Annotated in this window: 9 protein-coding genes and 1 pseudogene; all 10 read left to right on the top strand. The window is 66.0% G+C overall.

The features are described 5' to 3' along the window. Nucleotides 1–154: 154 nt before the first annotated feature. The 10 genes and pseudogenes from murC (at nucleotide 155) to ligA (ending at nucleotide 14,864) form a co-directional block, all read left to right on the top strand. On the top strand, nucleotides 155–1,558 hold the full coding sequence (murC, locus tag ABIF91_RS27535) for a UDP-N-acetylmuramate--L-alanine ligase (RefSeq protein ID WP_028177062.1): 1,404 nt from the start codon (nucleotides 155–157) through the stop codon (nucleotides 1,556–1,558). Between the two features lie 186 nt (nucleotides 1,559–1,744). Further along, nucleotides 1,745–2,664 (top strand): annotated as a pseudogene (gene murB / locus ABIF91_RS27540) (UDP-N-acetylmuramate dehydrogenase). A 134-nt stretch (nucleotides 2,665–2,798) separates the two neighbouring features. Further along, nucleotides 2,799–3,785, top strand: a complete 987-nt coding sequence (locus ABIF91_RS27545) for a D-alanine--D-alanine ligase family protein (RefSeq protein WP_028177060.1) — start codon at nucleotides 2,799–2,801, stop codon at nucleotides 3,783–3,785. A gap of 350 nt (nucleotides 3,786–4,135) precedes the next feature. Then, nucleotides 4,136–5,170, top strand: a complete 1,035-nt coding sequence (locus tag ABIF91_RS27550) for a cell division protein FtsQ/DivIB (RefSeq protein ID WP_028177059.1) — start codon at nucleotides 4,136–4,138, stop codon at nucleotides 5,168–5,170. Then, nucleotides 5,167–6,489 carry a cell division protein FtsA gene (ftsA, locus tag ABIF91_RS27555; protein WP_028177058.1) on the top strand — a complete coding sequence of 441 codons (1,323 nt, stop codon included), beginning with the start codon at nucleotides 5,167–5,169 and terminating at the stop codon, nucleotides 6,487–6,489. Before ABIF91_RS27550 ends, ftsA begins: the two co-directional genes overlap by 4 nt. A gap of 87 nt (nucleotides 6,490–6,576) precedes the next feature. Next, entirely contained in the window at nucleotides 6,577–8,370 is a 1,794-nt protein-coding gene (gene ftsZ / locus ABIF91_RS27560) for a cell division protein FtsZ (RefSeq protein ID WP_028177057.1), read from the top strand. A gap of 359 nt (nucleotides 8,371–8,729) precedes the next feature. Next, entirely contained in the window at nucleotides 8,730–9,692 is a 963-nt protein-coding gene (gene lpxC, locus ABIF91_RS27565; RefSeq protein WP_028177056.1) for a UDP-3-O-acyl-N-acetylglucosamine deacetylase, read from the top strand. Nucleotides 9,693–9,939: 247 nt separating this feature from the next. Further along, entirely contained in the window at nucleotides 9,940–10,830 is an 891-nt protein-coding gene (locus ABIF91_RS27570; RefSeq protein WP_028177055.1) for an outer membrane protein assembly factor BamD, read from the top strand. Nucleotides 10,831–10,843: 13 nt separating this feature from the next. Then, nucleotides 10,844–12,532 carry a DNA repair protein RecN gene (recN, locus tag ABIF91_RS27575; protein WP_424579496.1) on the top strand — a complete coding sequence of 563 codons (1,689 nt, stop codon included), beginning with the start codon at nucleotides 10,844–10,846 and terminating at the stop codon, nucleotides 12,530–12,532. Nucleotides 12,533–12,710: 178 nt separating this feature from the next. Then, nucleotides 12,711–14,864, top strand: a complete 2,154-nt coding sequence (gene ligA / locus ABIF91_RS27580) for an NAD-dependent DNA ligase LigA (protein ID WP_028177053.1) — start codon at nucleotides 12,711–12,713, stop codon at nucleotides 14,862–14,864. Nucleotides 14,865–14,900 lie beyond the last annotated feature (36 nt).

A 14,900-nucleotide genomic window follows, 5' to 3' on the forward strand; every position in this document is an offset into this window, starting at 1 on the left:
ATTGGGCATCCAAGCGGGAAATTACCTCGTTTGGAGGCCGTACCGGGCTTGTCCCGATCCGTCCGGTCTTGCATGAAGTGGAGGAGATTCGCCGCTGGCCGGCCACGACAGGTGTAATCCCGCGGCCGCAGCCGGAATAGACAGAGACACAGCCATGAGACTGCCGCGCGAGATCGGACCCATCCACTTCGTCGGGATCGGCGGGATCGGCATGAGCGGCATCGCCGAGGTGCTGGTCAATCTCGGCTATGCGGTGCAGGGCTCGGACGCTTCCGACAATTACAATCTCGACCGTCTGCGCAAGAAGGGCGCGAAGGTTTCGGTCGGCCACAAGGCCGAGAATGTCGATGGTGCCGAGGTCGTGGTCGTGTCTTCCGCGATCAAGCGCGACAATCCGGAATTGATGGCGGCGCGCGAAAGGCGCATTCCCGTGGTGCGCCGCGCCGAGATGCTGGCCGAGCTGATGCGCTTGAAGAGCTGCGTCGCCATCGCCGGCACCCACGGCAAGACCACGACGACCACGATGGTCGCAACGCTGCTCGACGCCGGCGGGCTCGATCCCACCGTGATCAACGGCGGCATCATCAATGCCTACGGCTCCAACGCGCGGCTGGGGGCCGGCGACTGGATGGTGGTGGAGGCCGACGAGAGCGACGGCACCTTCCTGAAGCTGCCGACCGATGTCGCGATCGTCACCAACGTCGACCCCGAGCATCTCGACCACTTCAAGACCTTCGACGCCGTGCAGGACGCCTTCCGTCACTTCGTCGAGAATTTGCCGTTCTACGGCTTTGCCGTGATGTGCATCGATCATCCGGTCGTGCAGAGCCTCGTCGGCAAGATCGAGGACCGCCGCATCATCACCTACGGGGAAAATCCGCAGGCCGATGCGCGCCTGGTCGATCTCACCGCGGGCGACGGCGGCTCGAAGTTCAAGGTCGTGATCCGCAACCGCAAGACCGGCACCACGCACGAGATCGCCGACCTCGCGCTACCGATGCCGGGCCGGCACAACGCCTCCAACGCGACGGCGGCGATTGCGGTCGCTCACGCGCTCGGTGTGTCCGACGACCAGATCCGCAGTGCCATCGCAGGTTTCGGTGGCGTCAAGCGCCGCTTCACTAAGACCGGCGAATGGAACGGCGTCACCATCATCGACGATTACGGCCATCACCCCGTGGAGATCGCGGCGGTGCTGAAAGCGGCGCGTGATTCCTACACCGGCAAGGTCATCGCCGTGGTGCAGCCGCACCGCTACACTCGCCTGCAATCCCTGTTCGAGGAATTCTGCACCTGCTTCAACGATGCCGATGCGGTTGTTGTCGCTGACGTCTATGCCGCAGGCGAGACGTCGATCGAGGGCATCGACCGCGATCACTTCGTCGCCGGCCTGCGCGCGCACGGCCATCGCGAGGTGATCCCGCTGCCGGCGGCATCGGAGCTCGCGGGCATCGTCAAGGGGCTCGCGAAGCCCGGCGATCTCGTGGTGTGCCTCGGGGCCGGCAACATCACGCAATGGGCGTATGCGCTGCCCGGCGAATTGAAGGCGCTGGGGTAGGGCGGTGATTTTGATTTCGCTATTCGCCATGAAGCACACTGCGCTCCCTCCCCCCTTGTGGGGGAGGGTGGGGGAGAGGGGTAGCCACGAACTCCGACCTCGCTTGGGGCTACCCCCCTCCCTGACCCTCCCCCACAAGGGGGGAGGGAACGGAAGCAGCTTGCCTACCTCACTCTCGGAGGCGGCATGAGCTTTCCGGACATCACGCCCGACCTCAAAGCCGCGATGCCTGATCTGCGGGGTCGGCTGCTGGCGAACCAGTCGCTGGCCGAACTCACCTGGTTTCGCGTCGGCGGTCCGGCGCAGGTGCTGTTCACGCCCGCGGACGAGGACGATCTCGCCTATTTCCTCGCGCATCTCGCCAGCGACATTCCGGTCTACGTCGTCGGCGTCGGCTCCAACCTGATCGTGCGCGACGGCGGCATTGCGGGCGTCGTGATCCGCCTTGCGCCGCGCGCCTTCGGCGAGGCGAGCGCGAGCGGAGAGACATCGTCACCGCCGGCGCGGCCGCGCTCGACAAGCGTGTGGCGGAGGTGGCGGCGTCTGCGAATATCGGCGGGCTCGAATTCTACTTCGGCATTCCCGGCACCATCGGCGGCGCGCTGCGCATGAATGCGGGCGCCAATGGCGGCGAGACCAAGGATGTGCTGATCGAGGCGAGGGGTGTGGGGCGCGACGGCACGAAGCACGCCTTCTCCAATGCCGACATGAAGTTCGTCTACCGCAACAGCGGCGTCGATCCCTCCATCATCTTCACCTCCGCCCGCTTCCGCGGCGAGATCAGGGATTCGGAGGCAATCCGCGCGCGCATGGCGGAGGTGCAAAGCCATCGCGAGACCGCGCAGCCGATCCGCGAGAAGACCGGCGGTTCGACCTTCAAGAATCCGCCGGGACACTCCGCCTGGAGGCTGATCGACGCCGCCGGGTGCCGGGGCCTGCGCGTCGGCGGCGCGCAGGTCTCCGAGATGCACTGCAATTTCCTGATCAACACGGGCGATGCCACCGCGCACGATATCGAGACGCTGGGCGAGACCGTGCGCGAGCGGGTGAAGGCAAATTCCGGAATCGAGCTACACTGGGAAATCAAGCGGATCGGGATATCATGATGGCCGTCATTCCGGGGCGCGACGAAGTCGCGAACCCGGAATCCATTTCCCCACCGTCTCTGCGGCCAGATGGATTCCGGGTTCTCGCTGCGCGAGCCCCGGAATGACGAACTGAGAGATTACGGACTATGAACATGCGCATCACCATCCTTTTCGGCGGCTCCAACCGGGAGCGTCTGGTTTCGGTCGCCTCGGCCCAGGCTCTGCATCAGGCCTTGCCCGAGGCCGATCTCTGGTGGTGGGATGTCGAGGACAAGGTGCATGTCGTCCAGTCCCGGCAGCTGCTCGAACATGCCCGTCCGTTCGAGGACGAGTTCAAGCCGGGGACATCGGGCATTCCGCTGGAGCAGGCGCTCGACCGGGCCAAGGCCGAAGGGCGGGTGCTGGTGCTCGGCCTGCATGGCGGACGGGCCGAGAACGGCGAATTGCAGGTGATGTGCGAGGCGCACGGCGTGCCCTTCACCGGCTCGGGCTCGGCCTCCTCGCATCTCGCCTTCGACAAGCTTGCGGCCAAGCGATTCGCCGCCCTCAGCGGCGTGACGCCGCCATCGAACGTTGCGCTTGATAAGATCGACGAGGCCTTCGCCGAATATGGACGGCTGATCGCGAAGCCGGCGCGCGACGGCTCGAGCTACGGGCTGATCTTCGTCAACGCCAAACAGGACCTCGTCGCCGTCCGCAATGCGGCCAAGCACGAAGAGTATGTGATCGAGCCCTACATTGCCGGCGTCGAGGCGACCTGCGGCGTGCTGGAGCGCACCGATGGCTCGATCATCTCGCTGCCGCCGATCGAGATCATTCCGGGTGAGGGGAATTTCGACTACGCGGCGAAGTATCTGCTGAAGTCGACCCAGGAGATCTGCCCCGGCCGCTTCGCCCCCGAGATCACCGCAGCGCTTCAGGAGCAGGCGATGCTGGCGCATCGCGCGATGTCCTGCACCGGCTATTCCCGCTCGGACTTCATCGTCTCGGACAAGGGCCTCGTCTATCTCGAAACCAACACGCTCCCCGGGCTGACCAAATCCTCGCTCTACCCCAAGGCGCTGAAAGCCGCAGGGATCGAGTTCGTCGACTTCCTGCGCGGCCTGGTCGAGCTCGCCGGGCAGCGCGTGCGGAAATAATCGGAACTGGTTAACGGCCGGATCGGCGAAATCGCCCGGTTTGGCGGCCAAAACCGGTAAAATGCCGGACATCGCGCCACAAATGCCGGATATCGCCGGGCAAAATGCGCATGTCGTTAACGAATTTTACCTTTTGTTTACCAGGACGTCCGAAGGTTAACGCTGGCGGCGCATATGGCGCTTTGGCTGCCGGCGCGTGAGCTGTCGCGGGTGATGTCACCTCCAGCGAACGCTTTGAAGGGGAGAGGTTTTCTTCTGCTGAAGACCAGCACCCGGCCCGGCAGGTCCGAGACGTCATGTTCGCCAGGATCCGCGCGATGTCGCGGGGAAACTGTTGACGAGCTCGTGCAATGGATGGAGCAGGAAGCCTCACCCGATCGCTTTTCAGATCGCTGAGGCCCCAAGCTGACCTGAAGGCGGCCGCGGTTGGAGCGGTCGTGCTTCTGCGCGAGTGGGTGCAGGACAAGCGCCAGGAAAGACTCCAGGCGGCGCGCGCCGCAGCCAAGGACAAGATCAAGAGCAGGGCCAAGGCCGTCGTCGAGCGTGAGCCGCCACCGCGCGTCGTTGCGCTGGTCGAGCGCTATCTGCCGCGCCGGGTCGGACTCAGCATGACCGTGCTGCTGCTGATCGGGAGCTGCGGCTTCGGCATCGTCAAGGGCGGCCATCTCCAGGACTTCATCACCGCGGTCAGCGACGCCCGCAACGCGCTGGCCAATTCCGCCGGCTTCCGCATCACCTCGGTCGTGATCAACGGCCGCAAGCAGCTCACCCAGGACGAAATCCTCGCAATCGGCGGCGTCAGCGGCCGCTCCTCGCTGCTGTTCCTCGACGCCGAAGCGGTGCGCGACAAGCTCAAGGCCAATCCCTGGATCGCGGATGCGACCGTGCTGAAGCTCTATCCGGGCCAGCTCATGATCGAGCTCACCGAGCGCAAGGCGTTCGCGCTGTGGCAGGAGGCCGGCCGGCTCTCCGTCATCGCCGATGACGGCGCCGTGCTCGAACCCTACGTCTCACGCCGCTTCCTGTCGCTGCCGCTCGTGGTCGGCAAGGGAGCCGACACGCAGGCGCGCGATTTCCTGGCACTGCTGGCGCGCTATCCGCAGGTCAATTCGGTGACGAAGGCCGCGATCTTCGTCGGCGAGCGGCGCTGGAACCTGAGGCTCAAGGACGGCCTCGACATCCGCCTGCCCGAGCAGGACGTCGGCAACGCGCTTGCAATGCTGTCGAAGCTCGACAAGGACGACAGGCTGTTCTCCCGCGATATCGTCGCCGTCGACATGCGCCTGCCCGATCGGCTGGTGGTGCAGTTGTCCGAGGACGCCGCCAAGGCGCGAGAAGATCAGTTCAAGGACAAGAAGAAAAAGAAGGCCGGGGATTCCGCATGACCGGTCTCGATCGCACCCAGACGCCGAAGACGCGCCCGATGCCGCACAAGCGCGGCGGCATCGTCGCCTGCCTCGACATCGGCACCAGCAAGATCGCCTGCATGATCGCACGGCTGAAGCCGTCGCCCCCGAGCGATGCGCTGCGCGGTCGCACCCATGCGGTGGAACTGATCGGCTACAGTCAGATCCAGTCGCGCGGGATGAAGGCCGGCGCGGTGATCGATCTCGGCGAATGCGAGCAGGCGGTGCGCCAGGCCGTCGGGCTCGCGGAGAAGATGGCCAAAGTGCGGGTGGAGTCGGTGCTGCTCTCGGTCTCCGGCGGCCGGCTCTCCGGCCAGCTGGTCGAAGCCGCCGCAGACATCCGTGGCGGCGCCGTGACGCCGGCCGATGTCAGCCGCGTCACCTCCACCGGCATGCGCCACGCCACCGGCGAGGGCCGCACCGTGCTGCATGCGCTGCCGGTCGGCTACACGCTCGACGGCGTCAAGGGCATCCGCGATCCCCGCGGCATGGTTGCGCACCAGTTCGGCGTCGACATGAACGTCGTCACCTGCGACGCCACCGTGGCGCGGAACCTGATGCTGGCGGTGGAACGCTGCCACATCAATGTCGAAGCCATGGCGGCGAGCGCCTACGTGGCCGGCCTGTCGGTGCTGACCGACGACGAGGCCGATCTCGGCGCCGCCGTCGTCGAGATGGGCGCGGGCACCACCACGATCGCGGTCTATGCCGGCGGCCGTTTCGTGCATGCGGCGGGTTTTGCGGTCGGCGGGCAACACATCACGATGGATCTCGCGCGCGGACTCTCGGCGACCATTGCCGATGCCGAGCGAATCAAGACGTTATACGGGACCGTCATCACCGGCGGATCGGACTCGCGTGAGCTGATGTCTGTGCCGACAGCCGGTGACGAGCAGGATCTGCCGCAGATCGTCTCCCGCGCCACCATCGCCAACATCGTCAAGCACCGTGCCGAGGAAGTCTTCGAAATGGTTCGGGACAAGCTGAAGGATTCGCCCTTCGCCTCAGAGCCAAACGGCCGCGTCGTGCTGTCGGGCGGCGCCTCGCAGCTCACCGGCCTCGTCGAGCTCGGCACCCAGATTCTCGGCCGGCCCGTGCGGGTCGGCCGTCCGCTCGGTTTCGGTCGGCTGCCCAACGAGGCGAAGAACGCCGCGTTCGCGGTGCCGGCCGGACTCCTCGTCTACCCGCAATATGTTCACCTCGAACATGTCGAACCGCGGCATACGCGGCAGCAGGTCAGGACAGGGACCGGCGGATATTTCGGAAAGGTCGGACGATGGCTACGCGAGGGCTTCTGATGACGGCTTTCCGCAATCTTCGATTTTCACCAACTCCCGCGGCCGCCGGCCGGGGCGAACCCACGCGCGCGTGATCGAGAGGCAACCATGACCATCAGCATCAATGTTCCTGATATTCACGAACTGAAGCCCCGGATCACCGTGTTCGGCGTCGGCGGCGCCGGTGGCAACGCCGTCAACAACATGATCACGGCCGGCCTCCAGGGCGTCGATTTCGTGGTCGCCAACACCGACGCGCAGGCGCTGACGATGTCGAAGGCGCAGCGCATCGTGCAGATGGGCACGGCGGTCACGCAAGGGCTTGGCGCCGGCTCGCAGCCGAACGTCGGCGCCGCGGCGGCGGAAGAGGTGATCGACGAGCTGCGCGACCATCTCTCGGGCGCCAACATGGTGTTCGTCACTGCCGGCATGGGCGGCGGCACCGGCACCGGCGCCGCTCCCGTGATCGCAAAGACCGCGCGCGACATGGGCATCCTCACCGTCGGCGTCGTGACCAAGCCGTTCCACTTCGAGGGCGGCCGCCGCATGCGCACCGCGGAAGCCGGCATCAACGAACTGCACAAGGTCGTCGATACGCTCCTGATCATCCCGAACCAGAACCTGTTCCGGGTCGCCAACGAGAAGACCACCTTTGCCGACGCGTTCGCGATGGCCGACCAGGTGCTCTATTCGGGCGTCGCCTGCATCACCGACCTGATGGTCAAGGAAGGTCTGATCAACCTCGACTTCGCCGACGTCCGCGCCGTCATGCGCGAGATGGGCAAGGCGATGATGGGCACCGGCGAAGCCTCCGGCGACAAGCGCGCGCTGACCGCCGCGGAAGCTGCGATCGCCAACCCGCTGATCGACGATAGCTCGATGAAGGGCGCCAAGGGCCTCCTCATCTCCATCACCGGCGGCAAGGACCTCACTCTGTTCGAGGTCGACGAGGCCGCGACCCGCATCCGCGAGGAAGTCGATCAGGACGCCAACATCATCGTCGGCGCGACCTTCGACGAGGCCCTCGACGGCCTGATCCGCGTCTCGGTGGTCGCCACCGGCATCGAGCAGGCCGCGATCGCCCGCAACAGCCAGGCGACCTCCGCGCCCGTCGCAAACCCGGCACCGCAGGCGCAGCAGGCTGCCGCACCTGCCGCCGTTGCCGAGAGCCGTCTCGCCGACCTGACCGCGCGGCTCCGTGCCGACAACCAGCGCCTGGCCGAACGCGCCCAGAAGCTGGAAACGCAGAGCCCGGCCGCCGCGCCGGCTCCGGGTGCTGCCGCGCCCCGTCCCAACGTCGAGCGCGCTGCGCTCGCCGCCATCGCCGCTGCCGTTGCCGAAGCCCCGCAGGCGCCGGCGCCGACGCAGACCTATGGCGACGTGACCGTGCGGCCGATCGCGCAGAAACCGACCCTGTTTCCGGAGCCTGACATGGCCCCGGTCGCGATGCAGGAGCCGATGACGCCCGAAAACTTCATTCCGCCGCAGGCGGAACGTCCGCCGGTCCGCGCGCCGCGGATGCCGCGTATCGAGGAACTGCCGATGCCGGCCCAGGCCGAGATTCGTCAGGCCCGCGGCGAGGTTGAGGAAGAGACCCCGCAGAAGACCCGCCTGTCGCTGCTGCAGCGCCTCGCCAATGTCGGCCTCGGCCGTCGCGACGAGGAGAGCGAGCCGCCGGTCGCAGCCCGCACCGCCGGTCCCGCCATGCCGCCGCTGCCCGAGCGGCGCCCGCAGAAGACCGTGGCGCAGCAAATCGCATCCAGTGAGCCGGTATCGGAGTATGCCCGTCGTCCCGCGCCGCAGGGCCTGGATATACACGGCCGCCCCGCGCCTGTTGCGCCGGCGCCACAGGGCGACGATCATCTTGATATCCCGGCCTTCCTGCGGCGGCAGGCGACCTGAGGATTGTTACAATAAGGCAGACGGAAAAAGGTCCCGGCAGCAAGCTTGCCGGGACCTTTCCTTTTCTCCCGCTCAGACCCCGATTTTTCGGCCAAGCAACTGATTTTAAAACATTAATTACACATTCGGTGGTTCAGTAAAACTGCCGATAACAGCCTCAAGCCTGGGTTCAATTTGGTTAAGCCTTGGCGCGAATACGGCGGGTTTGGGGTAACAATCGGTAAAAAAGCGTGAGTTGGCGCTGTTTGAGGCAGTGACTATGGTTTGCCGTGACTTGGGGATACGGATTCGCGGGGCGTCGGCACTGGCCGGCGAAGCGGGTTTGTATAAGTCGCGATGGTCGTAGTGGGGCGTTCCTGATGAAACTCAACCGGCAAACAACGCTTCGTGCGCAAGCCTCTGTGGCAGGCGTAGGCGTTCATTCCGGTCTTCCCGTCACTCTCACCCTTGGGCCTGCGCCTGTCGACGCAGGTTTTATTTTTGTCCGTACGGGCCTCGAGGGAAGCGACCGTGAAGTTCAGGCGACCGCCGAGCAGGTGGTGGCGACCGACCTCGCTACCGTTCTCGGCGACCGCAGCGGGCCGCTGGTATCCACCGCCGAGCACGTGCTTGCCGCACTGCGGGGCATGGGCGTCGACAACGCCACCATCGAGATCGATGGTCCCGAAGTGCCGATCATGGACGGCAGCGCCGCGGCCTTCATTGCGGCGATCGACCAGGCCGGCATCGTCACCCAGCCGGCGCAGCGCCGCCTCATTCAGGTTTTGAAGCCGATCTCGGTCAAGGTCGGCGACTCCTTCGGCGAGATCAGGCCGCACGCCAGCGGGTTCCGCGTCGAGGTCGAGATCGACTTCACCAATCCCGTCATCGGCCAGCAGAGCTACGTCTTCGACCTCAACCCTGAAGGTTTCCGCCGCGAAATCGGCCGGGCACGGACGTTCGGTCTGATGTGCGATGTCGCGCGGCTCTGGAGCGCGGGCTATGCCCTCGGCGCTTCCTTCGACAATACCGTCGTGTTCGACGATGAGCGGCTGCTCAATCCCGAGGGCCTGCGCTACGCCGACGAATGCGCCCGCCACAAGGTGCTCGACGTGGTCGGCGACCTCTCGCTGGCCGGCCTGCCGCTGCTTGGCGCCTACCGCTCGGTGCGTGGCGGCCACAAGCTCAACCACGCTGTCCTGACCGCGCTGCTCGCCGACCGTACCGCCTGGCGCGTGGTCGAAGGCGAGGCTGCCCGCCGCACCGCGCGTCCCGTGGGCGAAGTCGGTCGCGGCATCGTCGGTGGCCGGGTTGCCGCGGCGTTCGGACCGGACGTGTCCTGAAAGAGACCCGTCGCCTCGGCGTTTGGTTGGTGACCCCACCCGGGAAACTCCTGGTAACCAAGATTGGCTAGGATTGCGGCACGTTCGCCTTAATCCGGGCGAAATGCGTGCCTATCCGGTGGGTTAACGATCGTTTGTCGGATACATTGGCGTGGTCGCATGGCAGGCACCACGGTTACATTTCGCGCCCAGGACGGGGTTCGTGGGCTGGCGGACACCGCATCACAGGGCGTCAGGGCTTAAACTCATGTCGGCACAGCGTATGACGCGCGGATATTTCTCGGTCTCGTCGCGAGCCCGTGGGCTGCTGCAGGCCGTCACCTTCATCATGCTCGCGCTGCCGCTCGCCGGCTGCGGCACGGGCTCGCTCTGGGACAAGTTCACTGCCAAGGACGACACCTTCGTCGAGGAGCCCGCCGACAAGATCTACAATGAGGGCCTGTACCTCATGAACGAGAAGAAGGACATGAAGGCGGCGACCAAGAAGTTCGAAGAGGTCGACCGCCAGCATCCTTATTCCGACTGGGCCCGCAAATCGCTGCTGATGTCGGCCTATGCGTCCTATCAGGGCGGCGACTATGACGGCTGCATCGGCGCTGCCACCCGCTACGTCACGCTGCATCCGGGCAGCCCGGACGCGGCCTATGCGCAATATCTGATCGCCGCCTCCCATTACGACCAGATCCCGGACATCAGCCGCGACCAGGCCCGCACCGAGAAGGCGATCGCCGCTCTGGAAGAGGTGGTGCGCAAATATCCGACTTCCGAATATGCGACTTCGGCCAAGGCCAAGATCGAGGGTGCGCGCGACCAGCTCGCCGGCAAGGAAATGAACGTCGGCCGCTACTACGCGCAAAAGCGCGACTACACGGCCGCGATCAACCGCTACAAGACCGTCGTTACGCAGTACCAGACCACCCGCCATGTCGAGGAGGCGCTGTTCCGGCTCACCGAGGCCTATATGGCGATCGGCATCGTCGGCGAGGCGCAGACCGCGGCGGCCGTGCTTGGGCACAATTTTCCTGACAGCCGCTGGTACAAGGACGCCTATAATCTTGTAAAATCCGGCGGTCTCGAGCCGAGCGAGAATCAGGGGTCCTGGATCAGCCGGACCTTCAAGAAGATGGGTCTCGGCTAGGAAATTTGGTTCCATGCTGGCGCGTCTGTCGATCCGTGACATCGTCCTGATCGAACGGCTCGATATCGAATTCGCCTCGGGCCTCGCGGTTTTGACCGGCGAGACCGGTGCGGGCAAATCCATCCTGCTCGATGCCTTTGCACTGGCGCTCGGTGGCCGGGGCGATGCCGGCCTCGTGCGCCACGGCGCCGAGCAGGGGCAGGTCACCGCCGTGTTCGATGTCCCGAAGAATCACCCTGCGGCGAAGATCCTCGCCGAGAACGGCCTCGACGATACGAGTATTGAAGAGTCTTGCGAGATGATTCTCCGTCGGGTGCAGCTCGCCGACGGTCGCACCCGCGCTTTCATCAACGACCAGTCGATCAGCGTGCAGACGCTGAAGGCGGTCGGTGCCGCCCTGGTCGAGATCCACGGCCAGCACGACGAGCGCGCGCTGGTCGATGCCGCCACCCACCGCCGCCTGCTCGATGCTTTTGCCGGGCTGGAAAAGGACGTCGCGGCGGTCGAATCGCTCTGGGACGCGCGCCGCACCGCCAATACCGCGCTGGAGGAGCATCGCGCCGCCATGGAGAGCGCCGCGCGCGAGGCCGATTATCTCCGCCATGCCTCCGACGAGCTGAAGCAGCTCGCGCCCAAGGATGGCGAGGAGACCGCGCTGGCCTCGCGCCGCACCACCATGATGCAGGGCGAGAAGATCGCCTCGGACCTGCGCGAGGCGCAGGAGGCGGTCGGCGGCAATCATTCGCCGGTCGCTACGCTGTCGGCGGCGGTGCGCCGGCTGGAGCGCCGCGGCGTCAACTCGCCGGCGCTGGTCGAGCCTGCGGTGAAGGCGATCGACGCTGCGATCAACGCGCTGGAGGAAGCCGATCAGCATCTCCAGGCGGCGCTCGCCGCGACCGATTTCGATCCGGCCGAGCTCGAGCGCATCGAGGAACGGCTGTTCGCCCTTCGCGCCGCCTCGCGCAAATATTCGACGCCGGTCGACGGCCTCGCCGCGCTTGCCGCCAAATATGCCGCCGACGTCGTGCTGATCGATGCCGGCGCCTCGCGGCTCAAGAAGCTGGAGCAGGCCGCGATCGAGGCAGACGGCCGCTATGCCGCCGCCGCCAAGAAGCTGTCATTGGCGCGGCAGAAATCGGCCGAGAAGCTCAACAAGGCCGTCAATGCCGAGCTCGCGCCGCTCAAGCTCGAACGGGCCAAGTTCATGACCCAGGTCGAGACCGACGAGGCCGCTCCCGGTCCGCAAGGCTTCGACCGCGTCGAGTTCTGGGTGCAGACCAATCCGGGCACCAAGCCGGGGCCGCTGATGAAGGTCGCCTCCGGCGGCGAGCTGTCGCGCTTCCTCCTCGCGCTGAAGGTCGTGCTGTCCGACCGTGGCTCGGCGCCGACCCTGGTGTTCGACGAGATCGACACCGGCGTCGGCGGTGCGGTCGCGGACGCCATTGGCGGGCGCCTGGCGCGGCTTGCCGGCAAGGTCCAGGTCATGGCCGTGACCCACGCCCCGCAGATCGCCGCCCGCGCCGACCAGCACCTCCTGATCTCCAAGGACGCCCTCGACAAGGGCAAGCGCGTCGCCACCCGCGTCAATGCGCTCGCCGCCGACCACCGCCGCGAGGAGATCGCGCGCATGCTCGCCGGCGCCGAGATCACGGCCGAAGCGAGGGCCGCTGCGGAACGGCTGCTCAAGGCGGCGACGGCTTAAGCCGTGTCCCGGACGCGCGTAGCGCGAGCCGGGACCCGGAATGCCGCGCCGTGGGCCCCGGCTCTGCAGCGCACCGCACCGGACGATGCTTCGCATCGCCGGGAGCGTTGCGCTGCGTCCGGGGCATGAGAGTTCTACTGACTTTACCCTTCCGCCCGCTCCGTCGTATCCAAGCACCATGGCCAGAGCAGCAAGATCCAAAGCAACACCGCTTCGCGACGTCGCCGACCTCACCAAGGCGCAGGCCAAGGTCGAGCACATGCGGCTCGCGCTCGAGATCGAGGGGCACAACGAGCGCTACTATCAAGAGGACGCGCCCACCGTCACCGACGCCGAGTACGACGCGCTGCGTCAGCGCTTCAACGCGATCGAGACGCGCTTTCCCGAGTTCGTCACCGCGGACTCGCCCTCCCAGAAGGTCGGCGCGGCGCCGTCGGGCCGCTTCAAGAAAGTCCGGCATGCCGTTCCCATGCTGTCGCTCGACAACGCCTTTGCCGAAGAGGATGTGCGCGACTTCGTCGGCCGCATCGTGCGATTCCTGAAGCTCGACGACGATAAGGTCGATTTCTCCGCCGAGCCGAAGATCGATGGCCTCTCGATGTCGCTGCGTTACGAGGGCGGCGAGCTCGTCACTGCCGCAACGCGCGGCGACGGCGCGGTCGGCGAGGACGTCACCGCCAACATCCGCACCCTCGAAGACGTGCCGCAGAAGCTGAAGGGCCGCAACGTCCCTGACATCTGCGAGGTGCGCGGCGAGGTCTACATGACCAAGAAGGCCTTCCTGGCGCTCAACGAGCGGCAGAAGGCGGAAGGCGGCACCATTTTCGCTAATCCGCGAAATTCGGCCGCGGGCTCGCTCCGGCAGAAGGACCCGACCATCACCGCCTCGCGCCCGCTCGGCTTCTTCGCCTACGCGTGGGGGCAGATGAGCGCGATGCCGGAAGACACGCAGAGCGGCATGATCGCCTGGTTCGAGCGCTGCGGCTTCAAGACCAATCCATTGACCAGGCTCTGTCACTCCGTCGAGGAATTGCTCGCCTTTCATCATGCGATCGAGGAGCAGCGCGCACGGCTCGACTACGACATCGATGGCGTCGTCTACAAGGTCGATCGCATCGACTGGCAGGAGCGGCTCGGCTTCGTCTCGCGCACGCCGCGCTGGGGTATCGCGCACAAGTTCCCGGCCGAGCGCGCCATGACGGTGCTGCGCGACATCGAGATCCAGGTCGGCCGTACCGGCTCTTTCACGCCGGTCGGCAAGCTCGGGCCGGTGGGCGTCGGCGGCGTCATCGTGCAGAACGTCACGCTGCACAACGAAGACTACATCAAGGGCATCGGCAACAAGGGCGAGGTGCTGCGCGAGGGCCGCGACATCCGCATCGGCGACACCGTCGTGATCCAGCGCGCCGGCGACGTCATCCCGCAGGTGGTCGACGTCGTCCTCGACAAGCGGCCGAAATCCGCCAGGGAATTCCACTTCCCGAAGAAGTGCCCGTGTCCGCTCCACACCGACGTCGTGCGCGAGGAGACGGCGACGGGCGAGGAGGGCTCGCGCGCCCGCTGCACCGGCGAGTTTGCCTGTCCCTATCAGAAGATCGAGCATCTCAAGCTGTTCGTCTCGCGGCGCGCCTTCGACATCGACGGCCTCGGCGAGAAGCAGCTCCAGTACTTCTTCGACGAGGGATGGGTGAAGGAGCCCGCCGACATCTTCACGCTGGAGAAGCGCAACGCGAAGCTCAAGCTCGAGGAGATCGAGGGCTATGGCACGACCTCGGTCCGCAATCTGTTCGGTGCGATCGAGAGCCGGCGCAGAATCGCACTGGAGCGCTTCATTTATGCGCTCGGCATGCGCCATGTCGGCGAGACGACGGCGCTGGCCCTGGCGCGCGGCTACGGCTCGTGGGACGCCTTCCACGATGCCTGCCTCAAGGTCGCCAAGGGCGACGAGGAGGCGATCGCGGAGATGGACGCGCTCGACCAGATCGGCGACACCGTGATCAAGAGCATCGCCGACTATTTCGGCGAGAGCCACAATCGCGGCATCGTCGAGCGGCTGACGAAGGAGGTCGAGATCGTCGACGCCGAGAAGCCGAAGAGCAATTCGGCCGTCGCCGGCAAGACCGTGGTGTTCACGGGCTCGCTGGAGAAGATGACGCGGGACGAGGCCAAGGCCACGGCAGAGCGTTTGGGGGCAAAGGTGTCGGGCTCGGTGTCGAAGAAGACCGATCTCGTCGTCGCCGGCCCCGGCGCGGGCTCGAAGCTCGCGGAAGCCAACAAGCACGGGGTCAAGGTCCTGACGGAAGACGAGTGGCTGAAGCTGATCGGGGAGTGAGGTTCGCTCCGCTCGCGCCTCTTGCTCTGCTGTCAT

The sequence above is a fragment of the Bradyrhizobium sp. USDA 241 genome (assembly GCF_049739505.1).
In the GTDB taxonomy this organism is placed as follows: Bacteria; Pseudomonadota; Alphaproteobacteria; order Rhizobiales; family Xanthobacteraceae; genus Bradyrhizobium; species Bradyrhizobium liaoningense.

What these genes read in the sequence shown, in the direction of transcription:
- murC (WP_028177062.1), top strand. Translation starts at nt 155, where the DNA reads ATGAGACTGCCGCGCGAGATCGGACCCATCCACTTCGTCGGGATCGGC.
- ABIF91_RS27545 (WP_028177060.1), top strand. Translation starts at nt 2,799, where the DNA reads ATGCGCATCACCATCCTTTTCGGCGGCTCCAACCGGGAGCGTCTGGTT.
- ABIF91_RS27550 (WP_028177059.1), top strand. Translation starts at nt 4,136, where the DNA reads ATGGATGGAGCAGGAAGCCTCACCCGATCGCTTTTCAGATCGCTGAGG.
- ftsA (WP_028177058.1), top strand. Translation starts at nt 5,167, where the DNA reads ATGACCGGTCTCGATCGCACCCAGACGCCGAAGACGCGCCCGATGCCG.
- ftsZ (WP_028177057.1), top strand. Translation starts at nt 6,577, where the DNA reads ATGACCATCAGCATCAATGTTCCTGATATTCACGAACTGAAGCCCCGG.
- lpxC (WP_028177056.1), top strand. Translation starts at nt 8,730, where the DNA reads ATGAAACTCAACCGGCAAACAACGCTTCGTGCGCAAGCCTCTGTGGCA.
- ABIF91_RS27570 (WP_028177055.1), top strand. Translation starts at nt 9,940, where the DNA reads ATGTCGGCACAGCGTATGACGCGCGGATATTTCTCGGTCTCGTCGCGA.
- recN (WP_424579496.1), top strand. Translation starts at nt 10,844, where the DNA reads ATGCTGGCGCGTCTGTCGATCCGTGACATCGTCCTGATCGAACGGCTC.
- ligA (WP_028177053.1), top strand. Translation starts at nt 12,711, where the DNA reads ATGGCCAGAGCAGCAAGATCCAAAGCAACACCGCTTCGCGACGTCGCC.